This is a genomic window from Mesorhizobium sp. J8, from assembly GCF_016591715.1.
GTDB lineage: Bacteria > Pseudomonadota > Alphaproteobacteria > Rhizobiales > Rhizobiaceae > Mesorhizobium.
Map to the genome: position 1 here is coordinate 6,399,288 of NZ_AP024109.1, position 23,855 is coordinate 6,423,142.

General features: G+C 65.0%; 19 protein-coding genes. 11 read left to right on the plus strand and 8 right to left on the minus strand.

Going from position 1 to position 23,855, the window contains the following annotated elements:
* Positions 1 to 154: 154 nt before the first annotated feature.
* Together lptE and leuS are read right to left on the minus strand one after the other, a co-directional pair.
* Positions 155 to 736 (minus strand): LPS assembly lipoprotein LptE, encoded by a 582-nt coding sequence (gene lptE, locus MJ8_RS30665; RefSeq protein ID WP_201412265.1) that lies wholly within the window; start codon positions 734 to 736, stop codon positions 155 to 157.
* On the minus strand, positions 723 to 3,350 hold the full coding sequence (gene leuS, locus MJ8_RS30670; RefSeq protein ID WP_201412266.1) for a leucine--tRNA ligase: 2,628 nt from the start codon (positions 3,348 to 3,350) through the stop codon (positions 723 to 725). The genes lptE and leuS overlap by 14 nt, the downstream gene beginning before the upstream one ends.
* A gap of 288 nt (positions 3,351 to 3,638) precedes the next feature.
* On the opposite strand from leuS, the gene MJ8_RS30675 reads away from it, so the two are divergent.
* Positions 3,639 to 4,301: a YggS family pyridoxal phosphate-dependent enzyme gene (locus MJ8_RS30675; protein ID WP_201412267.1), complete on the plus strand. Its 663-nt coding sequence runs from the start codon at positions 3,639 to 3,641 to the stop codon at positions 4,299 to 4,301.
* Positions 4,302 to 4,435: 134 nt separating this feature from the next.
* The gene (locus MJ8_RS30680; RefSeq protein ID WP_201412268.1) at positions 4,436 to 5,485 is read left to right on the plus strand and encodes an aldo/keto reductase; all 1,050 of its coding nucleotides are present in this window, start codon (positions 4,436 to 4,438) and stop codon (positions 5,483 to 5,485) included.
* Positions 5,486 to 5,536: 51 nt separating this feature from the next.
* On the opposite strand, the gene MJ8_RS30685 is transcribed toward MJ8_RS30680, so the two are convergent.
* Positions 5,537 to 6,442 carry a LysR family transcriptional regulator gene (locus MJ8_RS30685; RefSeq protein ID WP_201412269.1) on the minus strand — a complete coding sequence of 302 codons (906 nt, stop codon included), beginning with the start codon at positions 6,440 to 6,442 and terminating at the stop codon, positions 5,537 to 5,539.
* Positions 6,443 to 6,621: 179 nt separating this feature from the next.
* Here MJ8_RS30685 and MJ8_RS30690 point away from each other — a divergent pair, with 179 nt between their 5' ends.
* Entirely contained in the window at positions 6,622 to 7,809 is a 1,188-nt protein-coding gene (locus MJ8_RS30690) for an MFS transporter (protein ID WP_201412270.1), read from the plus strand.
* Positions 7,810 to 7,845: 36 nt separating this feature from the next.
* Entirely contained in the window at positions 7,846 to 8,880 is a 1,035-nt protein-coding gene (locus tag MJ8_RS30695) for an aldo/keto reductase (RefSeq protein ID WP_201412271.1), read from the plus strand.
* A gap of 151 nt (positions 8,881 to 9,031) precedes the next feature.
* Here the strand turns inward: MJ8_RS30695 and MJ8_RS30700 are convergent, their stop codons facing one another.
* Positions 9,032 to 9,304 carry an usg protein gene (locus MJ8_RS30700; protein WP_201412272.1) on the minus strand — a complete coding sequence of 91 codons (273 nt, stop codon included), beginning with the start codon at positions 9,302 to 9,304 and terminating at the stop codon, positions 9,032 to 9,034.
* A gap of 301 nt (positions 9,305 to 9,605) precedes the next feature.
* On the opposite strand from MJ8_RS30700, the gene acs reads away from it, so the two are divergent.
* Positions 9,606 to 11,561 carry an acetate--CoA ligase gene (gene acs / locus MJ8_RS30705; RefSeq protein WP_201412273.1) on the plus strand — a complete coding sequence of 652 codons (1,956 nt, stop codon included), beginning with the start codon at positions 9,606 to 9,608 and terminating at the stop codon, positions 11,559 to 11,561.
* The gene (locus MJ8_RS30710; protein ID WP_201412274.1) at positions 11,561 to 12,328 is read left to right on the plus strand and encodes an MOSC domain-containing protein; all 768 of its coding nucleotides are present in this window, start codon (positions 11,561 to 11,563) and stop codon (positions 12,326 to 12,328) included. The genes acs and MJ8_RS30710 overlap by 1 nt, the downstream gene beginning before the upstream one ends.
* A gap of 30 nt (positions 12,329 to 12,358) precedes the next feature.
* Here MJ8_RS30710 and MJ8_RS30715 read toward each other — a convergent pair whose 3' ends face one another.
* From MJ8_RS30715 to MJ8_RS30725, 3 genes are all read right to left on the minus strand, one after another.
* A complete protein-coding gene (locus tag MJ8_RS30715) occupies positions 12,359 to 13,486 on the minus strand; it encodes an acyltransferase family protein (RefSeq protein ID WP_201412275.1) in 1,128 nt (375 codons plus the stop codon).
* Positions 13,487 to 13,820: 334 nt separating this feature from the next.
* Positions 13,821 to 15,299 (minus strand): TadE/TadG family type IV pilus assembly protein, encoded by a 1,479-nt coding sequence (locus MJ8_RS30720; RefSeq protein WP_201412276.1) that lies wholly within the window; start codon positions 15,297 to 15,299, stop codon positions 13,821 to 13,823.
* Between the two features lie 306 nt (positions 15,300 to 15,605).
* On the minus strand, positions 15,606 to 16,475 hold the full coding sequence (locus MJ8_RS30725; protein ID WP_201412277.1) for a transglutaminase-like domain-containing protein: 870 nt from the start codon (positions 16,473 to 16,475) through the stop codon (positions 15,606 to 15,608).
* 170 nt (positions 16,476 to 16,645) lie between these two features.
* On the opposite strand from MJ8_RS30725, the gene MJ8_RS30730 reads away from it, so the two are divergent.
* Positions 16,646 to 17,311 carry an HAD-IA family hydrolase gene (locus MJ8_RS30730; RefSeq protein ID WP_201412278.1) on the plus strand — a complete coding sequence of 222 codons (666 nt, stop codon included), beginning with the start codon at positions 16,646 to 16,648 and terminating at the stop codon, positions 17,309 to 17,311.
* Between the two features lie 97 nt (positions 17,312 to 17,408).
* Here MJ8_RS30730 and MJ8_RS30735 read toward each other — a convergent pair whose 3' ends face one another.
* Positions 17,409 to 17,621, minus strand: a complete 213-nt coding sequence (locus tag MJ8_RS30735; protein ID WP_201412279.1) for a DUF1674 domain-containing protein — start codon at positions 17,619 to 17,621, stop codon at positions 17,409 to 17,411.
* A 106-nt stretch (positions 17,622 to 17,727) separates the two neighbouring features.
* On the opposite strand from MJ8_RS30735, the gene htpX reads away from it, so the two are divergent.
* The 4 genes from htpX (at position 17,728) to purH (ending at position 23,748) form a co-directional block, all read left to right on the plus strand.
* Complete coding sequence (gene htpX, locus MJ8_RS30740; protein WP_201412280.1) at positions 17,728 to 18,759, plus strand: zinc metalloprotease HtpX; 1,032 nt, start codon at positions 17,728 to 17,730, stop codon at positions 18,757 to 18,759.
* Positions 18,750 to 20,147, plus strand: coding sequence for an RsmB/NOP family class I SAM-dependent RNA methyltransferase (locus tag MJ8_RS30745; protein ID WP_412177135.1), 1,398 nt, complete (start codon positions 18,750 to 18,752; stop codon positions 20,145 to 20,147). Before htpX ends, MJ8_RS30745 begins: the two co-directional genes overlap by 10 nt.
* Before the next feature lie 127 nt (positions 20,148 to 20,274).
* Positions 20,275 to 22,020, plus strand: a complete 1,746-nt coding sequence (locus tag MJ8_RS30750) for a heparinase II/III family protein (RefSeq protein WP_201412281.1) — start codon at positions 20,275 to 20,277, stop codon at positions 22,018 to 22,020.
* A gap of 111 nt (positions 22,021 to 22,131) precedes the next feature.
* On the plus strand, positions 22,132 to 23,748 hold the full coding sequence (gene purH / locus MJ8_RS30755) for a bifunctional phosphoribosylaminoimidazolecarboxamide formyltransferase/IMP cyclohydrolase (protein ID WP_201412282.1): 1,617 nt from the start codon (positions 22,132 to 22,134) through the stop codon (positions 23,746 to 23,748).
* Positions 23,749 to 23,855 lie beyond the last annotated feature (107 nt).

The following is a 23,855-nucleotide window of genomic DNA, read 5'->3' on the forward strand; positions in this document are numbered from 1 at the left end:
CAGGCGGTGCGCCAAGGCATGTTAAGATTCAGGTCAGGGCGAGCCGAAAATGACGGTTTGCGAGAACCGGAGCGGAGCGTACTTAAAGTACGTGAGCACCGGAAGCGCAGGAAGTCGCCGTTCCCAGGCCGGCCTCACCTGAATATGACATGCCTCAGGCTTTCTTGCCGTGCTTGGCCAGATCCTGCGCGATCGACAACCGCAGCAGGTCGGCCAGCTCGCGGGCGGCGCGGTTCTCGGCGTCGATCTGTGCGCGATAGGCCGCGAATTCCTGGCGCGGACGGTCGAAGGACGAGGGGATCGAGCGCTTGCCGACGGCAATCACCGTGTTGGTCGCGGTGTCTCTCAGCACATAGTTGGCCGTCAGCGTGACCGTGCCCGCCGTCGGCTCGTCTTCCTGGGTCTGCACCTGCACGATCGCCGCCGATTCGACCAGCTCGGTGACGCCGAGATCGAGCGTGTAGGCCGGCGAGGCCGGCTCGCCCGAGCCCTGCCCGAAGGCGAAGATCAGATTGTTGCGCACCTGCTGCGCGTAGCGGGTCTTGACCGGCTTGATCGAGATGGAGGCGAGTTCGGCGGAGGCGCTGAGCTGCGATCCGGGCGACAGCGGCTGGTTGGAATAGAGCGGCCGCACCGTGCAGGCCGAGACCAGCGCAAGCGCGGCGGCCATGCCGCAGACCGCAAGGCGGCCGCGCAAGCGGAGCGCTTCTGACTTCACCGGATCAGGCAACGACATTGACGATCCTCTGCGGGACGATGATCACCTTGCGCGGAGCTTTACCATCGAGCGCTTTTTGCACGAAGTCGAGAGCCAGCACCGCTTTTTCGACGGCACCTTGATCCGCGTCGCGGGCAATTGTCAAATCCCCGCGCTTCTTGCCGTTGACCTGCACCGGCAGCACGATCTCGTTGTCGACGACCAGCGCCGGATCGTAGACCGGCCACGGCCGCTCGGCGACCATTTGCGTGCCGCCCAGCGCCTCCCAGCATTCCTCCGCCAGATGCGGCATGACCGGCGCGATGATGTGCACCAGGATTTCCACGGCCTCGCGGCAGGCGCTTTTCAGCGCGGCGTCCGCCTTGCCCTCCGAGACATCGTTGAGCGGCGGCGCCAGCACGTTGGCGAGCTCGTAGATGCGGGCGATGGCGCGGTTGAAGCCGAGCTTCTCGATGTCTTCGCCGACCGCCTTCAGGCTCTTGTGCGCGGCCTTGGACACGGCGCCCGCCTCGCCATCTTTCGCCGCCGCCGGCGTCACGCCGGGTAGCTGCTCGGCCGCGATCTGCACGAGGCGCCAGATGCGCTGCACGAAGCGGTGCGCGCCGGCTGCGCCGTCGTCGGTCCATTCGACGTCGCGCTCGGGCGGCGAATCCGACAGCATGAACCAGCGCGCCGTGTCGGCGCCGTAGCCGTCGGTGATCTCTTCCGGGCTCACCGTGTTCTTCTTCGACTTCGACATCTTCTCCAGCGCGCCGATCGTCGCCTCCTCGCCGGTGGCGATCTCGACGGCGCGGCGCTTGCCGCCTGCGTCCTCGAGCCTGACCTCGCTCGGCGACAGCCAGCGTCCGTTGTTGGATGGGCCCCCGACACGGTAGGTCTCGTGCACCACCATGCCTTGCGTGAACAGGCCCTTGAACGGCTCGGCCAGATTGAGGTGACCGGTCTCGCGCATGGCGCGGGTGAAGAAGCGCGAATAGAGCAGATGCAGGATCGCGTGCTCGATGCCGCCGATATACTGGTCGACGGCCAGCCACTCATCGGCCGCCTTCGGCTCGGTCGGCTCGTTGGCCCAGGGCGCCGTGAAGCGCGCGAAATACCAGGACGAATCGACAAAGGTGTCCATCGTGTCGGTCTCGCGCCGCGCATCGCGGCCGCATTGCGGACACTTCACATGACGCCAGGTCGGATGCCGGTCGAGCGGATTGCCCGGACGGTCGAACTCGATGTCGTCGGGCAGCTTCACCGGCAGGTCCGCCTTCGGCACCGGCACCACGCCGCAGGCCTCGCAATGGATCATCGGGATCGGACAGCCCCAGTAGCGCTGGCGCGAAATGCCCCAGTCTCGCAGGCGGAAATTCACCTTGCGCTCCGCCATCGGCCGGCCGCCGATCGTCTTTGCTTCGAGCAGCTTCGCCACTTCATTGAAGGCCTTTTCGGGCTTCATGCCGTCGAGGAAGCGCGAATTGATCATCACGCCGTCATCGACATAGGCCTCCTCGACGATCTGGAAGGTCTTGGCGTCGGCGCCTTCCGGCATCACCACCGGGATCACCGGCAGGCCGTATTTGTTGGCGAAGTCGAGGTCGCGCTGGTCGCCCGACGGGCAGCCGAAAATGGCGCCCGTGCCATATTCCATCAGCACGAAATTGGCGACATAGACCGGCAGCGTCCAGGTCTCGTCGAACGGATGGACGACGCGGATGCCGGTGTCGAAGCCCTTCTTCTCGGCCGTCTCCAGCGCCGCCACCGAGGTGCCCATGTGACGGACCTCCTCGATGAACTTCGCCAGCTCGACATTCTCCTCGGCGGCTTTTCGCGCCAGCGGATGGTCTGCGGCGACCGCCATGAAGGAGGCGCCGAAGATGGTGTCCGGCCGGGTCGTATAGACTTCCAGCTCATGGGCGTCACCGACCGGCTTTGCCAAAGGCCAGCGGATCAGCAGCCCTTCCGAGCGGCCGATCCAGTTGTGCTGCATCAGCTTGACCTTCTCCGGCCACTCTTCGAGCAGGTTGAGCGAGTCCAGCAGGTCCTGCGCGAAGTCGGTGATCTTGAAGAACCATTGCGTCAGCTCGCGCTGCTCGACCAGCGCGCCCGAACGCCAGCCGCGGCCGTCGATGACCTGCTCGTTGGCAAGCACCGTCATGTCCTCCGGGTCCCAGTTGACCTTGGAGGATTTGCGCGTCACCAGCCCCTTCTCGACGAAATCGAGGAACAGCATCTGCTGGCGGTGATAGTAGTCGACGTCACAGGTCGCGAACTCGCGCGCCCAGTCGAGCGACAGGCCCATCATCTTGAGCTGCTCGCGCATGACCGCGATGTTTTCGTAGGTCCAGTCCTTGGGATGGACCTTGTTCTGCATGGCGGCGTTTTCGGCCGGCATGCCGAACGCGTCCCAGCCCATCGGATGCAACACGTTGAAGCCCTTGGCCCGCTTGTAGCGCGCTACCACGTCGCCCATCGTGTAGTTGCGGGTGTGGCCGATATGGATCTTGCCCGACGGATAGGGGAACATCTCGAGCACGTAGTATTTCGGCTTCGGGTCGTCGTTGCGGGCCTCGAACAGCTTCTTTTCGGCCCAGGCCTTCTGCCATTTGGGCTCTGACGTGCGCGGATTGTATCGTTCAGTTGCCATCGGATGTTTTTCACTTAAAAGCAGGGGCACGGTGCTGGATTGAGGCGTGTTGATATTCAGGTCAGGCCGAGCCGAAAATGGCGGGTTCCGAGAACCGGAGCGGAGCGTACTTGAGTACCTGAGCACCGGAAACGCAGGAAACCGGCATTTGCAGGCCGGCATCACCTGAATATCGACACGCCTGGCCGGCAGCCGAGACAATGTCGTCGCGGTGTTCACCATGGATTGCCGGACCCGTCAACTGCGGCGAGCCGGCCCGGCCATGAAAACTATAGGCAGGATAGTGGCATGACGAATGCCGTAGAGCAGCTTCACGCGGTCAAGGCGAGGATCGCGAGCGCCGAGCGAGAGGCAATGCGCGAGCCCGGCGCCGTCACGCTGGTGGCCGTGTCGAAGACCTTCACGGCCGAGGACATCCGCCCTGTGATCGAGGCCGGCCAGCGCGTTTTCGGCGAGAACCGCGTGCAGGAAGCCCAGGGCAAATGGCCGGCGCTGAAGGCGGCATTTGCCGGTCTGGAACTGCATCTGATCGGCCCGCTTCAATCCAACAAGGCGAAGGAAGCGGTGGCGCTTTTCGATGTCATCGAGACCGTCGACCGCGAGAAGATCGCCGCGGAGCTTTCGAAGGAAATGGCCCGGCAGGGCCGGGCACCAAAACTTTACGTCCAGGTCAACACCGGTTCCGAGCCGCAGAAGGCCGGCATCGAGCCGCGCGAGGCGGTTGCCTTCGTCAAGCGCTGCCGCGATGCGCACGGCCTCGCCATCGAGGGCCTGATGTGCATCCCGCCGGCGGAGGAAAACCCCGGCCCGCATTTCGCGCTGCTGGAGAAGCTCGCCCGCGAGGCCGGCGTCGCCAAGCTCTCGATGGGCATGTCCGGCGACTACGAGACCGCCATCGCCTTCGGCGCGACCAGCGTCAGGGTGGGGTCGGCGATCTTCGGCAGCCGGTAAGCGCCTCGACCGCTCGTCACGATCTCGTTACCGGCCCGCCAGCCGGACGATATCGTCCCGCCTTGGCTTGAAACGAAACGGTCCGTTCCTATTTGCCTGTTGTCATTCAAACCTTCTCTCGGGGAAAGCACACCATGCGCTACAATCAGCTTGGCAATACCGGCCTGTTCGTCTCGGAACTCTGCCTCGGCACCATGACCTTCGGCGCCGCCGGCGAGAACGCCCAATGGGGGCTGATCGCCAGCCTCGACCAGAAAGGCGTCAACGAGATCGTCGGCCGCTCGCTCGCCGCCGGCGTCAATTTCTTCGACACGGCCGACGTCTATTCCTTCGGCCAGTCCGAGCAATTGCTGGGACAATCGCTCAAGGATCTCGGCGTCAGACGCTCGGATGTCATCATCGCCACCAAGGTGCACGGCGCCATGGGCAACGGGCCGAACGATCGCGGCTCCTCGCGCGGCCACATCATGGATTCGGTCGATGGCAGCCTGAAGCGGCTGCAGCTCGACCATATCGATCTCTATCAACTGCACGGCACCGATACGGTGACGCCGATCGACGAGACGCTGCGCGCGCTCGACGACCTCGTCGCCAGCGGCAAGGTGCGCTATGTGGGCGTCTCCAACTGGCAGGCCTGGCGCATCGCCAAGGCGCTGGGCATTGCGGAGCGCAAGGGCCTTGCCCGTTTCGAGACCGTCCAGTCCTACTACTCGATCGCCGGCCGCGATCTCGAGCGCGAGATCGTGCCCTTGATCAACGAGGAAAAGCTTGGCCTGATGGTCTGGTCGCCGATGGCGGGCGGGCTGCTTTCCGGCAAATACGGCCCCGGCGCGCCGGGCAATGGCGAGGGCCGCCGCGCCTCCTTCAACTTCCCGCCGGTCAATGAGGACCGCGCCTGGGCGGCGGTTGCCGTCATGCGCGAGGTGGCGAAGAAGCACGACGTCAGCGTCGCCACGGTGGCGCTGGGCTACGTGCTGGCAAAACCCTTCGTCATGAGCGTCATCATCGGCGCCAGCCGCATGGACCAGCTCGAGCAGAACCTTGCCGCCACCGGCTTGCAGCTCGACGCCGACGATCTCGCCAGGCTCGACGAGGTGAGCGCGCTGCCTGCCGAATATCCTGGCTGGATGCTGGAGCGGCAAGGCGCCGGCCGGCGTCCGGCACCGTTCGTGCCGAAGGCGTAATTCCGTTCGAGCAGTGAGCCGCGTGCCACCGGCGCGCGGCTCTTTCCACACTCAGAGACGGACGGTCTCCGCGAGAAAGTCGAGGAAGGCCCGCACGCGGGCCGGCAGATGCTTGCCCTGGCCGACATAGACGGCATGCGTCGGCTCCTCGTCGCCGGGATTGAATTCCTCGAGCAACGGCACGAGACGCCCCGCGGCGATGTCGGGCTCGACATGCCAGCGCGCCAGCCGAGCAATGCCGGCGCCGGCCAGCGTCGTTCGCCGCATCGCCTCGCCGTCGGTGAGCGACATGTTCCCGACGATCGGCATGATGATCGATTTGCCTGCCGCATCGACGAAGGGCCAGCCTTCGATATGCCTGGCGAAGCCGAAGGCCAGCATGTTGTGGCGGGCGAGGTCGGACAATGCGCGTGGCGTGCCGCGCGCCTGGAGATAGGCAGGCGACGCGACCAGCACCATCCGGCTCTGGCCGAGCTTGCGCGCAACCAGGCGTGACTCGCGCAGCGGCCCGGCGCGGATGGCGACATCGGCGCGCTCCTCCAGAAGATCGATGACACTGTCGGTCAGCACGGCTTCGACGAAAATCTCGGGATAGCGCTCCAGGAAACGCGGCAGCAATTCCATCAAGCGGTGCTGGCCGAACGGCACATAGGAATTGACCCTCAACCTGCCGCGCGGCGCCGCGCCCGCCGCGGCTTCCCGTTCGGCTGCGTCGAGATCGGCGAGGATCCGCGCGCCGCTGTCGTGGAAGGCCAGGCCTTCCGGCGTCAGTTGCAGCTTGCGCGTCGAGCGGCTGATCAGCCGCGCGCCGAGCCGCGCCTCCAGCCGCGCGATCAGCTTGCTCACCGCCGACGGCGTCATCCGCAATGCCCGCGCCGCAGCGGAAAAGCTGCCCGCCTCGACGACGCGGATAAACACTTCGATCTCACCGGAGCGGTTGATGTCGAGCCTCGCCATTCATGAATCTATTTCACAGAAAATGTGCCTGATGCAAGGCTGGTTCACAGCTTGCCCGATCACGATCTTCTCCGCGCATGATCCCGAAAAGTGGAAACCGGTTTTCGGGAAGATCATGCGCCAGCAAAGATTTGGGGCGCGGAACTGAGCGTCCTTTCCTGGACCAGACGGACAATGCCATGCCCCTTGCTCTCTATGCCCTCACCGCCGGCGCCTTCGGCATCGGCGTCACCGAATTCGTCATCATGGGCCTGCTGCTCGATGTCAGCGCCGATCTCGGCGTCTCGATCTCGGCGGCGGGCCTGCTCATTTCCGGCTATGCGCTGGGCGTCGTCGTCGGCGCGCCGCTGCTTGGCGCCTTGACCGGCCGCCTGGCGAAGAAGACCCTGCTGCTTGCGCTCATGGTGGTCTTCACCGTCGGCAACCTGGCCTGCGCGCTGGCGCCCGACTACTGGACGCTGATGGCGGCGCGTGTGCTCACCGCCTTCGCCCACGCCTCCTTCTTCGGTGTCGGCTCCGTCGTCGCCACCAGCCTGGTCGCGCCCAACAGGAAGGCCTCAGCCATCGCGCTGATGTTCACCGGCCTCACCGTCGCCAACATCCTCGGCGTGCCCTTCGGCACCTGGCTCGGCCAGGCTTATGGCTGGCGCTCCAGCTTCCTCGCCGTCACGCTGGTCGGCGTGGTCGCCTTTGCCGTGATCGCATTGCTGGTGCCGCGCGACGAACCGGCGGCAACGGACGAGGAGGAAAGCTCCGAAGGCACGCTCGCCGTGCTCGGCCGCCGGGCAGTGCTGCTCGGCCTTCTGACCACGGTGCTGAGCTGGGTCGGCGTCTTTGCCGCCTTCACCTATCTGGCGCCGATCCTGACCCGCGTCACCGGCTTTTCCGAGGGAGCCGTATCGCCGATCCTGCTCGTCTTCGGCGGCGGGCTGGTAGCGGGCAATCTGCTTGGCGGACGCCTCGCCGACCGGCACCTGGTGCCGACGGTCGTCGGCACGCTGATAGGCCTGTCGGCGGTGCTGTTCATCATGGCCGCGGCGATCCACCAGCCGGTCGCGGCGATCGTCGCCGTTGGCCTGCTGGGCGCTGCCGCTTTCGCCACTGTCGCGCCGCTGCAGATGTGGGTGCTGGAGAAGGCCAAGGGCGCCGGCCAGGGCCTGGCCTCCTCCTTCAACATCGCCGCCTTCAATCTCGGCAACGCCATCGGCGCCTGGCTCGGCGGCTTCGTCATCGACCACGGCCCCGGCCTCGGCGCCGTCCCCCTCGTCGCCGGCCTGGTGCCGCTCGCGGCGCTCGGCGTCGTGCTGATCGCGCTGCGCCTCGAGCGCGGCCGGGCGATCGGCAAGCCGGTCACGGCGCAGTGCTGAGCGCTGACCCCTTCGACATCCAATCAGGAGAAAAAGATGGACTATCGACCTCTCGGCGCTTCCGGCCTGAAAGTGCCGGCGCTTTCCTTCGGCGCCGGAACTTTTGGCGGCTCCGGCCCGCTCTTCGGCCATTGGGGCAACAGCGACGCGAAGGAGGCGCGCCGGCTGGTCGACATCTGCCTCGAGGCAGGCGTCAATCTCTTCGACACGGCCGATGTCTATTCCAACGGCGCATCGGAGGAGGTGCTTGGGGAGGCCATCAAGGGCCGCCGCGACGCGGTGCTGATCTCGACCAAGACGTCGCTGCCGATGGGCGACGGCCCGGCCGACTGGGGCTCGTCGCGTTCGCGCCTGATCCGCTCCGTCGACGCGGCGCTGAGGCGCCTCGGCACCGACTACATTGACCTGCTGCAGCTCCATGCCTTCGACGCCTCGACGCCGGTCGAGGAAGTGCTGTCGGCGCTCGACGACATCGTGCGCTCCGGCAAGCTGCGCTATGTCGGCGTCTCCAACTTCTCCGGCTGGCAGGTGATGAAATCGCTCGGCCTGGCCGAGAAGCACGGCTATCCGCGCTATGTCGCGCATCAGGTCTACTATTCGCTGGTCGGCCGCGACTATGAGTGGGAGCTGATGCCGCTCGGCCTCGACCAAGGCGTCGGCGCGCTGGTGTGGAGCCCGCTCGGCTGGGGCCGGCTCACCGGCAAGATCCGCCGCGGCCAGCCCTTGCCGGAAAAGAGCCGGCTGCACGGCACGGCCGATTTCGGCCCGCCGGTCGAGAACGAGCATCTGTTCAAGGTGGTCGATGCCCTGGAGGCAGTCGCCGCCGAAACCGGCAAGACCGTGCCGCAGGTCGCCATCAACTGGCTCCTGCAGCGGCCGACCGTCTCGTCGGTGATCATCGGCGCCCGCAATGAGGAGCAGCTTCGCCAGAACTTAGGGGCCGTCGGCTGGGCGCTGACGCCGGAGCAGATCAAGGCGCTCGACGAAGCGAGCGCTGTGACGGCGCCTTATCCGTATTTCCCCTATCGGCGCCAGGAAGGCTTTGCACGGCTGAACCCACCGGCGGTGTGAGCTACCGCTGGTGGGTGTGTCGAGTTTCAGGTCAGGTCGAGTCGAGAAAGATGGCTTCCGAGAACCGGAGCGGAGCGTAGTCAAGTACGTGAGCACCGGAAGCGCAGGAAGCCGTCGTTCGCAGGCCGACCTTACCTGAATATCGGCACACCTAGTGCACCAGAAACTCCCCATCGACCTTCCGCCACTCGTTCGGCGCGATCAGCTTGTGGTGGGTATAGGTCACCGAGTGCAGCGGTCCGTCGAGCTTGGTCTTCCAGAACTCGATGAAACGGATCAGCACCGGGAATTGCGGAGCTATGTCGTAATCCTGCCAGACAAAGCTTTGCAGCAGGTGCGGATGGTCCGGGTAGTGGTAAAGGATCTTGGCCGTGGTGAGCCCATATCCCTTGAGCATCAGGTCCATTTCGGAATGGTCGCGCATTGCGTTTCCTTGGTTGATTCTCCTTCCTCCCAACGCCGAATTGTGCCCACGGTTGCTTAACTGTCTATGGATTTCTTCGAGCTCCTTCAAAATTTTTGTCGTTAAAACAGTTGGTTAGCAGCCGCGAAGCGGGAGTGCTAGTAGCAGTGGCGCTTGACCCTGCGTCATCCCGACGCGCGAATCCAACGTCTAATATTGCCGTCACGGCGGAACTGTTAATAATGCCCGCGAATTCGCGGCCGCATGCCGCGATGCCGCCGGCGCTTCAAGCCGGCGGAACGGTCCCGGAGGAAAGCTGAAAATGTCCGATGTCCATGTCCACCGCGTCCAGCCCGCGTGGAAGAAGAACGCGCTGATCGACAACGACACCTATCTCAAATGGTATGCCGACAGCGTGAAGAACCCGGACAAGTTCTGGGGCAAGCATGGCAAGCGGATCGACTGGTTCAAGCCCTTCACCAAGGTCAAGAACACCTCCTTCGACGGCAAGGTCTCGATCAAGTGGTTCGAGGACGGCCAGACCAACGTCTCCTACAATTGCATCGACCGGCACCTGAAGAAGCGCGGCGACCAGACCGCGATCATCTGGGAGGGCGACAATCCTTACGACGACCGCAAGATTACCTATAACGAGCTCTATGCGCATGTCTGCCGCTTCGCCAATGTCTTGAAGAAGCATGGCGTCAAGAAGGGCGACCGCGTCACCATCTACATGCCGATGATCCCGGAAACGGCCTATGCGATGCTGGCCTGCACCCGTATCGGCGCCATCCATTCGGTCGTCTTCGGCGGCTTCTCGCCGGACGCGCTCGCCGGCCGCATCGACGACTGCAAGTCGGCCATCGTCATCACCGCCGACGAGGGCCTGCGCGGCGGCAAGCCGATCCCGCTCAAGGACAACACCGACAAGGCGATCGACATCGCCGCCAAGGCAGGCACCAAGGTGGAAAAAGTGGTGGTCGTGCGCCGCACCGGCGGCAAGACCGGCTGGGTGCCTGGACGCGACGTCTGGTACCATGAGGAGGCCGCGACCGTTAAGGCCGACTGCAAGCCGGAGAAGATGAAGGCGGAGGACCCGCTGTTCATCCTCTACACCTCCGGCTCGACCGGCAAGCCGAAGGGCGTTCTTCACACCACCGGCGGCTACCTCGTTTATGTCTCGATGACGCACCAGTATGTGTTCGACTACCATGACGGCGACATCTACTGGTGCACGGCCGATGTCGGCTGGGTGACCGGCCACAGCTACATCGTCTACGGACCCTTGGCCAACGGCGCCACGACGCTGATGTTCGAAGGCGTGCCGAACTACCCCTCGCAGTCGCGCTTCTGGGAAGTGATCGACAAGCACAAGGTCAACATCTTCTACACCGCGCCGACGGCGCTGCGCGCGCTGATGGGCGCCGGCGACAGCCACGTGAAGAAGACCTCGCGCAAGTCGCTGCGCGTGCTGGGCACGGTCGGCGAGCCGATCAATCCGGAAGCCTGGGAATGGTATTACAACGTCGTCGGCAACGCCAAGGTGCCGATCGTCGACACCTGGTGGCAGACCGAGACCGGCGGCATCATGATCACGCCGCTGCCGGGCGCCACCGACCTCAAGGCCGGCTCCGCCACGCGACCCTTCTTCGGCGTCCGGCCGCAACTGGTCGACGGCGAAGGCAAGGTGCTGGAGGGTGCGGCCGACGGCAATCTCTGCATCGTCGATTCCTGGCCGGGCCAGATGCGCACCGTCTATGGCGACCACGACCGCTTCGTGCAGACCTATTTTTCGACTTACAAGGGCAAGTATTTCACCGGCGACGGCTGCCGCCGCGACGCCGACGGCTATTACTGGATCACCGGCCGCGTCGACGACGTCATCAACGTCTCCGGCCATCGCATGGGGACGGCCGAGGTGGAATCGGCGCTGGTCAGCCACGACAAGGTGTCGGAGGCAGCCGTCGTCGGCTACCCGCATGACATCAAGGGCCAGGGCATCTACTGCTATGTCACGCTGATGGCCGGCACCCAACCGAGCGAGGATCTGCGCAAGGAGCTGATCGCCCATGTGCGCAAGGAGATCGGCGCCATCGCCACGCCCGACAAGATCCAGTTCGCGCCGGGCCTGCCGAAGACCCGTTCGGGCAAGATCATGCGGCGCATCCTGCGCAAGATCGCCGAGGACGAGTTCGGCGCGCTCGGCGACACCTCGACGCTGGCCGATCCGGCCGTGGTCGACGACCTCGTCGCCAACCGGCAGAACAAGAAGGGCTGATGACTGGCGAGCTCGGCACCGTCAGCCAACTCTGGCGCTATCCGGCGAGCTCGCTCGCCGGCGAGCGGCTTGATGTCATCACCGTCGGGCTGAGGACCGTCGACGGCGACCGGCTGTTCGGGCTGGTCGATGCTGCCGACGGCGAGATCGCCAGACCCGACCGCGAGGCCAGATGGCACAAGGTGCCGCTGATCCGCACCCGGCTGAGCAAGGCCCCGACGAGCAAGGAATGGCGGCTGGAAGTCGCGGTGCCCGGCGGCGGCTGGTTGCCGGCGCCGGATCCTGAAAGCGACCGCGCGGTGTCCGCATTTCTCGGCTTCGACGCCTCGATCCGGCCGTTCGGCGCGCAGAATGCGGCGCCCTCCTATGCCGGCCCGCGGACCGAGGCCCGCTATGCCAAGGCGCCGATCCATCTGCTCACCACCGCCTCGCTCGCAAGGCTGAAGGCGCTGCATCCTGAAGGCACGCCCGATCCGCGCCGCTTCCGACCCAACATCGTCATCGACATGGCGCCGGTCGAAGGCTCGTTTCCCGAAACGGAATGGATCGGCAGGAAGCTCGCGATCGGCGATCTCGAGCTCACCGTCTCCGAACCCTGCCGCCGCTGCGGCTTCACCGTCATTGCCCAGGACGGCTTCGACGCCGACCCCGGCATCTTGCGCAACCTGGTGCGCCACAACGCCCACAATCTCGGCGTCTACTGCACCGTCGACCGGCCGGCGCGGATCGAGATCGGCGCGCCGATGCGATTTCTGCCAGACAGTTGAAAAACAGGAGCGTGCCTGTTCCGAGGCAGATCAGTTTGCCGCTTCCGGCACCGAGAGACGGCGCGAGCCGAAAGCTCCGAGCTTCGTCAGACGCGTTCCTATCGCTATGCCGGGCGCTTCGATAAGCCGATAGCTGAGCGTCGCGAGCACGATGCTCAACGGGACGATCACCGCGGAGATGATAAGCCCCGCCGTTACGGCATCAAGGGACCACAGCGCTTTCGGCAATAGGTATGGCATATGGAGGAACGGCACATTCCAAAGGTAGATGCCGAAACTGACCTTCCCAAGAAATTGCGGCACCCGGGACACGAGCACAGGCGCCGTGGCCGCGGCGTCGTCGTGATAGAGCAGCGCCAACAAGACAAAGCCGAGCGCCGCCGTCGCCAGGTCCATTCCACCGAGGCATTGTCGGAGAAAGACGAAGGCCACGACAACGGGCATCCAACCGACAGGTCTCGCCAGCGATGCGGCGAAACGCCCAGCTCGGCTGGGCACCATGGTGCCCAGAACGAACAGATAACCGTATTCGCCAAGCGGTGGAGCTACGAATATCTCCTGGTTCTTTCTCGCAACGAGGGCCACGGCCAACACGGCGAGGACGCCCCGAATGCCCCAGCTCCGATGCACCATGCTCACGATGAGCAGGAGCGGAATGGCAAGCATTTCGACCTGCAGGGTCCAACTCGGGCCGACTACCTTGAAGTTCCACAGCGCCATGTTGCCGGCAATGTTCCCCCATGAAAGGGCGGACGGAGCAACCGCTGCCGTCACGGCAACGCATGGGATCAAGCCTGGATAGATCCGCAGTGCGCGCTTGATCGCAAAAGTGGCCGATACCGACAACCACGTACCCTTGGCCGCATCCAACGACCGGATAAGAACGCAGCCGCTGAGTAAGAAGAACAACTCCACGGCCGCCGCGCCGTTGAAGGTCGAGAGCCAGGCCTTCGCCCAGATATCGCTGGCATCCACCTCCCAGAACGTCTTTGTCAGCACCCTCTGGATGAGGCCCCGATCGAACAGCAAGATGGAGTGATAGACGATGACCGCGAGCGCGGCATAGGCTCGAAGCCCGTCAAGTGCCAGTAAACGTTGCTTCGACCCGTCCCCCATTTGTCTGTCTGTACAGCCAACATTCCCGGTCTTCAATTCCACGAGACATCAGTGACCACCGACGGCTGGAATGTCGAGCACCGGCCGACAGGATGGGGTGTGGAGATCGCAGGAGTGTCGCCCTCTTGTCTTTTGCTGCGGCGCACCCCATCATTGGGGTGTGTTCAACGAACTGAAAGGAGGTGATCCGATGTCGAGTGATTTCGTTTTCCATAACGTGAGCTCTGCGGATTGCACTTCCGGGAAGCAGTCTTCCCGTTAAGGCGCGAGACGCGCGGCAGGTAGCCCGGAGGGGCTGCCGCCAGGAGCCGCGTCATGGACGGAAACACGGAAGGCCGCCGGCTTCGTCAAGAAGCGGCGGCCTTTTCCGTTTGAATCACTGCGTCAGCGCGACCTTTTCAGTGTTGCGGATGATTTCCTGAAAGGCGGCATCCAACTCCGCTCCGGTGGACGCTTCGAAATAATGCTTGTTGGCGGAGGAGGTATCCTTCGACGAACAATCCTTCAGCACCGCTTTCGCCTGGTCCCGCTCGGTTGCCGACATGTGCTTGTCGTTCAGATCGAAGCCGATGGTGAAAACCTCGATGCCATCGTCTTTCATGTTGCCGCACAAGGTTTGAGCATTGCGGCGCGCAAGGTTGCCCTGGCTGTTGTAGTTGCCTCCCGCGCCGGCGAAGGCGGTGTTGAACTGGCCATCGGTCATCAGGATCGCGACCTTGGCGATCTTTTTCGCATTGTTGTCCGAGGGGCCGCTGCCCAGGCCGGCATTCTTGATCACCGTGCGCCATTGCGGCGACAGCATGTAATAGGTCCACTGAACGGCGATCGCGCCGGCCGTGTAGCCATCCGCCTGGAAGTCATCGATCGAATCGAGCAATGCACCGGAATCGGCGGTCAGCGGGATCACCGCCGCGGTAGGGCACTTGTTCATTCCCGAGCCGCTCAGATGATCGTCCCGGTTGACCAGGGCAAAATATTTCTTGCCATCCCTGTCCGTGCGGACCGTGTCGGGCCCATCAGCGCTGAAATCCGGATTGCCGCTTTTGTCCTTGCGCTCCGTGGCGCAATTATCGGGGCGAGGCGTCGCCGCGCCGACGATGGAGACATAGTCGCCGAAAGCCGGCAGCAGTTTGCTGTTCGTCTTGGCGACCAGAAGTGTGCTGCCGGCAACGGGAGGCAGGTCCGAGCCTCCTTGGTTTTCGACATAGACATTTTCCCCCAGCTTGCCGGCGTTCACGGCAGATGCATAGGGCACAAGCGCCACTCGGACGCGAGGGTTCTTCGGGTCCTGGTTCTGAAGCATCGTCTGGACGGCGTTTTTCGCCGCTGCTTTCAGATCGCCGATCTTGTCGACCTTGCCTTTCTTGGCCATCGACCCCGTTATGTCGAGCATCATCGCCACCTCGACCTGCTTGTCCGAATAGAGCGCCGTGGTCGAGGCGGTCACGCGGCGCATGTTGTCGGTGCTGAACAGCGGGAAAAAGAGGCCGACATCGACATGCGCATCCGCCTGTACCGTATTGGCCGTCCTGTTGACCGTAAGCTTGTCGAGCACGACCTGATTGGCCTGCAGGATGCCGGCCGCGCTGTTGGCGTCGAGGAATGCCTGCACCGTCTTGGTGGCGTCGGCATCCTTGATGACGCCGAGGGTGAGATCGCGGGCCGTCGAGGTCACAGCCGCGTCGACGACGCCCTGCAGGCTCGACCTCGCATTGTAGAGCTGCGAGATATTGACCGCGAATCCCACCCCCAGCGCGAGGACCGATGCGGCAGCTCCGAACAGAACCGTGAAATTGCCTTCGCGATTCCGGGTAAAGCCGTCCACCCCACGAACGACACCTCTGAGCTGCCGCATCCCTTCCGCCTCCACTGTCTGCGGCACTGCGCCGCTCAGCCAGGGCGTTGCAGGATTTCGGCCAGACCCGGCGAGCGACCGCCGAAAGACGCTTAACAGGCAGTTAATCCGTTGTTTTTGCTGGCTTTCGGCGGATTTGTGGGTGAACGGGAAGTAAACGAAAATGCGCTGGCGAGGCGGCCTTCACGAAGCGCTTACCATGATCTCGCGGGCTGTCGCGGCGGTTCCCGCTTCGATACAATCATGCTGTGCCGAAGCGGGCCAGCGGCAGCCACGAGCCGTGATGAAACAGGTGCGGCGCCGGCCCTATGCCAGCATCTGCGTGCTGGCTGTCCTGTCGACGCCGTGATGCGGAGGATTGAAGCGGTTGCCTTCCTGCTCGTAGGTCCAGACCTTGAACAGGCTGAGCCGGTGCGGACCGAAACTGTGCAGCAGCGGCACGTCGGTGGCGTCGCGGCCCCGCGCGATGACGACCCGGCCGATGCGCGGCCGGTTGTGGCGCGGATCGAACGTGTACCACTTGCCATCCAGGAAAACTTCCATCCAGGCCGAGAAATCCATCGGCGCCGGGTCCGCCGGCACTCCGATATCGCCGAGATAGCCATTCACATAGCGCGCCGGAATGTTCATGCATCGGCAAAGCGTGATCGCCAGATGCGCGAAATCGCGGCACACCCCGACACGTTCCTCATGCGCCTGGGCCGCCGTGCGGGTGGCGCGCGCATAGCCGTAGCCGAAGGAAAGCCGGCTGTTGACATAGTCGACGATCGCCTGGACGCGCGCCCAGCCGGGCGGCAGCTGGCCGAAAAGCTGCCAGGCGGTGTTGCTGAGATGGTCGGTTTCGCAGTAGCGGCTGCCGAGCAGATAGACCAGCACGTCGTCCGGCAGTTCCGCGACCGGCGTTTCCCGCGCCAGCGTGTTCACCTCGTCGGTCTCGCCGCTGTCCTCGACCGCCGCGTCATAAAGGATGCGGAAGCTTCCGGCAGGCGCCGTGAAACGACGGCAGATGTTGCCGTGGCGGTCGCGATAGGTATGGGTCGGCACCGAGGGCGAGGTGAGGACCCGCGTCTGCCGCTTGATGTCGGCGTGCCGTTCGGGATGGATGTCGAGCAGCGAGATGATCGGCGTCACCGCCTCGCATTCGATGGCGATTTCGTAGCCGAGCCGGATCAGCATCGCATTCCCCCTTGGTGATTTTGGAAGACTGCCTGTTCAACGCGACGAATCGGAGGTTGTTCCCGCGCGGAATCCAAATGGTGGGTATCTCGCCTTCTCAGGCGGTGATGACCGGTCTAAACTGTGTTCCACGTTTCGCCCTCCCCGAAAACGATTCCCCAGGAAATCCGATGTTCACAGGCTCAAAGTTCGCCGCCTTCCTGTTCGACATGGACGGCACGGTGCTCAACTCGATCGCGGCGGCGGAGCGAGTGTGGACGGCGTGGGCGAACCGGCATGGCCTCGATGTCACGGCCTTCCTGCCGACGATCCATGGCAGGCGCGCGCGAGAGACCATCGCCGCGCTGAAGCTTCCGGGCGTCGATCCGCTGGCGGAGGCGGATCTGCTGCTCAAGGCCGAAGCCGACGATCTCGAAGGCATCGTCCCTATCCCTGGCGCCGTCGCCTTCCTGGAATCGCTGCCGCCGGAGCGCTGGGCGATCGTCACCTCGGCGCCGCGCGAGCTGGCGCTGCTGCGCATCAAGGCGGCCGGCATCCCGGTTCCCGCCATGATGGTCACCGCCGAAGACGTGAGTCACGGCAAGCCGGCGCCGGACTGCTTCCTGCTGGCGGCGGGCCGTCTCGGAGTCGAGGCGCGCGACTGCCTGGTCTTCGAGGATGCGCCGGCGGGCATCGCGGCGGCCGAGGCTTCCGGCGCCTCGGTGATGGTGATCAGCGCCACGCATGTACACCCGCTCGTGACGCCGCACCCGACAATCCGTTCCTATGACGAAATCGGCATTGTGACGGACGATAGTGGCTGGATCGCGCTCGCGCCCGAGCGCGCGGTTGCTTAGAGTGTTTCACCGTTTCACGGAAACGGTGAAACGCTCTATCTCCTTGTTTTTAGGCAATTCCGGGCGGAAAACCGCTCACAATTTTCCTGGAATTGCTCTAGAAGTCGCTGGTGAGGCCTTTCACTTCCCAGTCGCCGTAGCGCCCGGGCTCCTTGCCGCCGCGGCCGCCGATTTCCTTTGGCATCGCCGCTTCCGCTTCGCGGTAGAGCTTACGCCTGGCCTCGGCTTCAGCCAGCGCGCGCCGCGCCTCCGGTGTCAGTTGCTTTTGCGGCTGGTCGGCGGCTTCGGTTTTGCCTTGCTCTTCGATCATGCGATAAGTCCTTGCCGATTGAAACGGGAGCGACCGTTTCCCATCATATAGCCATGAAATCGAGACGATCGACTCCTATTCGCCCCGACCACAGACGGATGAAACGATGAACACGCTTCGCACCGCCATGCTTCTCGCCGCGATGACGGCGCTGTTCATGGGCGTCGGCTATCTGATCGGCGGCTCGGGCGGCATGGTCATCGCGCTTCTGATCGCCGCAGGCACCAACCTGTTCAGCTATTGGAACGCCGACAAGATGGTGCTGTCGATGAACCGCGCCATCGAGGTCGACGAGAAGAACGCGCCCGAATATTACGCGATCGTCCGGGCGCTGGCCAAGCAGGCCGGCCTGCCGATGCCGAAGACCTATCTGATCGACAACCCGCAGCCCAATGCCTTCGCCACCGGCCGCAATCCCGAGAACGCCGCGGTGGCTGCGTCCACCGGCCTGCTCCAGCGCCTCTCCCATGAGGAAGTCGCGGCGGTCATGGCGCATGAGCTTGCCCATGTGCAGCATCGCGATACGCTGACCATGACGATCGTGGCGACGCTCGCCGGCGCCATCTCGATGCTCGGCAATTTCGCCTTCTTCCTCGGCGGCAGCCGGGAGAACAACAATCCGTTCGGCTTTGTCGGCGTGCTGGTGGCCATGCTGGTCGCGCCCTTCGCCGCCATGATCGTGCAGATGGCGGTGAGCCGCACGCGCGAATACGAGGCCGACCGGCGCGGCGCCGAGATCTGCGGCAATCCGCTGTGGCTGGCCTCGGCGCTCAGTAAGATCGCGCGCGGGGCGGAGCAGATCCCCAATGAGGATGCCGAGCGCAATCCGGCGATGGCGCATCTTTTCATCATCAACCCGCTGCATGGCGAGCGCATGGACAACCTGTTCTCTACTCACCCGAGCACCGAGAACCGTATCGCCGCGCTGCAGGAGATGGCGCGCGCGATGGGCGGTGCATCGGCTGCCGCCCGGCGCGAAGCACCGGCGCGGACCGCCGCCGATGAGGTGCCGGCCGGTCCCTGGGGCAAGCCGGCAGATCCCGCCCCGAAGGCCGAGCCGCCGCCAGCGAAGCCCAATCCCTGGGGCCGCAACCCGACCGGGCCGCGCAATGTCAGGTCGAAAGGCCCCTGGTCGTGACGCCGCCGAGGCGCGGGCAGCCAGGCAATCCGCAACGCCCAGGCAATTGGCAAGGCAAGGCCAGTGACGAGACAGCCGGCCTTGCCGCGCGCAAGGCGGCGGCGCGGCTGCTGGCCGCCGTCATCGATGCCCGCACGCCGCTCGACGGGTTGACCGACAACGAGCATGGCCACCCGCAATACAAGGCGTTGGACGGCCGCGACCGCGCGCTGGTGCGCGCCATCCTGGTCACCGCGCTGCGCCACCGCATGACCATTGCCGGGTTGCTGTCGAAACGGCTGGAAAAGCCGCTGCCGGCCAATGCGACGGCGCTCTCGCATATACTCAATGTCGCGGCCGCGCAGATCCTCTTCCTCGATGTTCCAGACAGCGCCGCCGTCGACCTTGCTGTCACCCACGCCAAGTCCGATCCGCGCACCACGCGCTTCTCCGGCCTCGTCAACGGCGTGCTGCGTTCGCTGGCACGCGCCAAGGACGCCGAGCTTGCACCGGCGCTTGCCGAGACCAGCGAGGCGCCACCATGGTTTTCGGGGCGACTGGTCTCCGCCTATGGAGCGGATAAGGCGCGCGCCATCCTTGCGGCGCACCGGCACGAGGCGCCGGTCGATTTCACGGTAAAATCCGATTCGGCGCTATGGGCCGAGCGCCTGGGCGGCATCGTGCTGCCGACCGGCACGGTGCGTGTCGAAAAACTCTCCGCCAATGTCACGGAGCTGCCCGGCTTCGGCGACGGCGCCTGGTGGGTGCAGGACACGGCCGCCAGCCTGCCGGCGCGCCTGTTCGGCGACATCAGGGGCCAGCGCGTCGCCGACCTTTGCGCCGCTCCCGGCGGCAAGACGGCGCAACTTGTCCTGGCCGGCGCCACCGTGACGGCGGTCGACACCTCGAAGAACCGGCTGGTGCGGCTGAAGCAGAATCTCGACCGCCTCGGCCTGCCTGCCGAACTGGTCCAGACCGACCTCTTGGATTACCGGCCGGCGCATTTGTTCGACGCCGTGCTGCTCGACGCGCCCTGCTCCTCGACCGGCACCGTGCGCCGCCACCCCGACGTGCCATGGACCAAGACCATGGCCGACGTCGAAAAGCTTGCCGACCTCCAGCGCCGCCTGCTCGCTCATGCCGTTACGCTTGTCAGGCCCGGAGGACGGATCGTGTTCTCCAACTGCTCGCTCGACCCGATCGAAGGCGAGGAACTCTGCCGGGCCTTCCTCGCCGAGGACCTCAGTGTGGTCGCCGACCCGATCCGGCCCGGCGAGTTCGCCGGCATCGATCCGTTCCTGACGCCGGAGGGCACACTGCGCACGACACCTGCCGACCTGGCGCTGGAATCGCCCGGAATTTCAGGCCTGGACGGTTTCTTCGCCGCGCGGATGAGACGGGCCGGTTGAAGCGTTATCTCGTAAAACTTGCTGACTTTTTTAGGGATCGGTACCGGCACAGCGGCGTGAAGTGGTTCACTTCGGCGAAATCCGCCTTCGCATAAGTTCTTGAATCGCATAAGCTTGTGCTTGGGTAATGGGGACATCAGGAGGGCTATTGGCACTTGTTGCCGGCAGCACGACGCGTCTTTGGACGCTTGTCGCGAGGGAGTTCTGGCGCAAAACGCGCCGGCGCCTCCGCGCTGGGCCGGTCTATCGCTGGCGCTATTCCGGCCGCACGCCCGAACGCGTCCTGATCGCTCCGCCTGACCTGCGGCTCGCCGATCCGCAGATCGCGCTGGAGATCTACTACGGACGCTACCCGCTGTCCGGCCATCTGGTCGAGACCGGCGGCAAATCGCCCTTCCAGCTCGACGTGCCCAACCGCGGCTGGCAAAAATCGCTGCACGGCTTTCGCTGGCTGCGCCACATGCGCGCCACCGGCACCGAGCTCGCCGCCGCCAATGCGAGGGCGCTGGTCACCGACTGGATCGCCATGCACGGCAACCAGATTTCGGGCGTCGCCTGGGAACCGGGAACGACGGCCAAGCGGGTGATCGCCTGGCTGCAGCATTCCTCGGTGGTGCTGCAAGGCGCCGAATTCCCCTTCTATCGCGCGTTCCTCAAATCGCTGGCCATCCAGATCCGTTACCTGCGCTCGATGGCGCGCGAGATGCCGGATGGCGAGGCCAGGCTGCGCGCCCGCATCGCGCTTGCCTTCGCGGCGCTGTCGCTGCCGGCGCCAGCCTCGGCACTGCGCGCCGCGACGCGCAACCTGGCGGAGGAGCTCGACCACCAGATCCTGCCGGACGGCGGCCACATCTCGCGCAAGCCGATGGCGGTGCTGGAGCTGCTGGCCGACCTGCTGCCTTTGCGCCAGACCTATGCCAACCAGGCCGAGGCACCGCCGGCGGCGCTGATCGGCGCCATCGACCGCATGCTGCCGGCGCTGCGTTTCTTCCGCCACCAGGACGGCAGCCTCGCCCGCTTCAACGGTATGGGCGCCACCATCCACGACCGCATCGCCACCATCATGCGCCATGACGACACGGTCGGCGCGCCACTGCTGCACGCGCCGCATTCCGGCTACGAGCGCCTGTCGATGGGCGGCGTGACGGTGATCGCCGATACCGGCCTTCCGCCGCCGGTCGACGTCTCCAATGCAGCGCATGCCGGCTGCCTCGCCTTCGAGCTCTCCTCCGGGCGCCAGCACTTCATCGTCAATGCCGGCATCGACACTTACGGCGCCCCGGAATTCCGGCCGCTGGCCCGCGCCACCGCCGCGCATTCGACCGCCACGATCAACGACACCTCGTCGGCGCGCTTCAGCCACTCGCTGCGTGTCAGCGACCTGTTGGGTTCGCCGTTGATCGGCGGCCCGCAGCATGTGCCCTGCAAGCGCCTCGACCAGAAGGGCATGCAAGGCTTCGTCGCCCGCCATGACGGCTATGTTCAGCAATTCGGCCTCCTGCATGAGCGCGAGCTGAAGCTGACCTCGAACGGCAACGTGCTTTCCGGCCGCGACCGTTTCCTGCGCCCGGGCAACGCCGCGATCCGCAACAACGGCCGCGACTTCGTCACCGTGCGCTTCCACGTCCACCCCGACATCAGCCTGCTGCAGGACGACCACGACCGCCTGACCCTGGCCGCCGCGCAGGGCGACAGCTGGGTCTTCACCTGCGCCGAAGTGGTGCCGGAAGTCGAGGAATCGATCTATTTTGCCGGCCTGAGCGGCCCGCGCCGCAGCCGGCAGGTCGTGCTCGCCTTCAAGGCATCGGAAATCGCCGAGGTCCACTGGCAACTGACCCGCACCGAGATCGCCGGCTACCCCGAAAACAACTGAGCCTGGCAGGCAAACCCAGCTTCGCGCCGATCCCAGATCGACTTGATTTCCGGGGCTCATATGCTAGGGCCGGCCAACGTCCCTTCCAACAGCTCTGAAAGGCCGCCCGCCATGGCCGTGCCCACAAAAAACATTCCGGCGCCCGATCTCGTTCCGGTGCGCCGCGCGCTGCTTTCGGTCTTCGACAAGACCGGCTTGGTCGACTTCGCCAAGGCGCTCGCCGCTGCCGGCGTCGAATTGGTCTCTACGGGCGGCACGGCAAAGGCCATCGCCGAGGCGGGCCTTGCGGTGCGCGACGTCTCCGACCTCACCGGCTTTCCCGAGATCATGGACGGGCGGGTGAAGACCTTGCATCCGGCCGTGCATGGCGCGCTGCTCGGCATCCGCGACGATAGCGATCACGTGAAGGCCATGCGCGACCATCGCATAGAGCCGATCGACCTTGTCGTCTGCAATCTCTATCCGTTCGAGGAGGTGCGCCGCTCCGGCGCCGGCTACGCCTCCATCGTCGAGAACATCGATATCGGCGGCCCGGCCATGATCCGCGCTTCGGCCAAGAACCACGCCTATGTCGCCATCGTCACCGACCCGACCGACTATGCCTCCGTCGTCAACGCGCTGGAGATGAATCTGGGCTCGCTCTCGCTCGACTTTCGCAAGATGCTGGCCGCCAAGGCCTTTGCCCGCACCGCGACTTATGATGCCGCGATCTCCGGCTGGTTCGCCGAAGCGTTGGAGATCGAGCATCCGACATGGCGCGCTTTCGGCGGCCGCCTCGACCAGGTGATGCGCTATGGCGAGAACCCGCACCAGAGCGCGGGCTTCTACCTGTCGGGCGACAAGCGGCCGGGCGTCGCCACAGCCAGGCAACTGCAGGGCAAGCAGCTCTCCTACAACAACATCAACGACACCGACGCCGCCTTCGAGCTGGTCGGCGAGTTCGATCCCGCCCGCTCGGCGGCGATCGCCATCATCAAGCACGCCAACCCCTGCGGCGTCGCGGAAGGCCCGTCGCTGAAGGCAGCCTACGCCAAGGCGCTCGCCTGCGACCCCGTCTCCGCCTTCGGCGGCATCGTCGCCATGAACCGCATCCTCGACGCCGAGGCGGCGGAGGAGATCGTCAAGACCTTCACCGAGGTGATCATCGCGCCGGAAGCTACCGACGAAGCCGCCGCGATCGTCGCGGCCAAGAAGAACTTGCGCCTGCTGGTCACCGGCGGCCTGCCCGACCCGCGCGCCGCCGGCACGATGGTGAAATCCGTCGCCGGCGGGCTGCTTGTCCAGAGCCGCGACAATGCCGTCGTCGACGACCTCGAACTCAAGGTGGTGACCAGGCGCGCGCCGACGCCAGCCGAACTGGCCGACCTCAAATTCGCCTTCCGCGTCGCCAAGCACGTCAAGTCCAACGCCATCGTCTATGCGAAGGATGGCGCCACGGTCGGCATCGGCGCCGGCCAGATGAGCCGTGTCGATTCCTCGCGCATCGCCGCCCGCAAGGCGCTGGACGCGGCGGAAGCCGCCGGTCTCGGCGAACCGTTGACCAAGGGTTCGGTCGTCGCCTCCGACGCCTTCTTCCCCTTCGCCGACGGGCTCTTGTCGGCGATCGAGGCTGGCGCCACCGCCGTCATCCAGCCCGGCGGCTCGATGCGCGACGACGATGTCATCGCCGCAGCCGACGAGCACGGCATCGCCATGGTGTTCACCGGCGTGAGGCATTTCAGGCATTAGCGCCGTCTTCCTTCTCCCCTTGTGGGAGAAGGTGTCGCCGAAGGCGACGGATGAGGGGTGTTCCAGGGAATGAGACGTTGACGATGATCGCTCCGGACGAGCGTGTT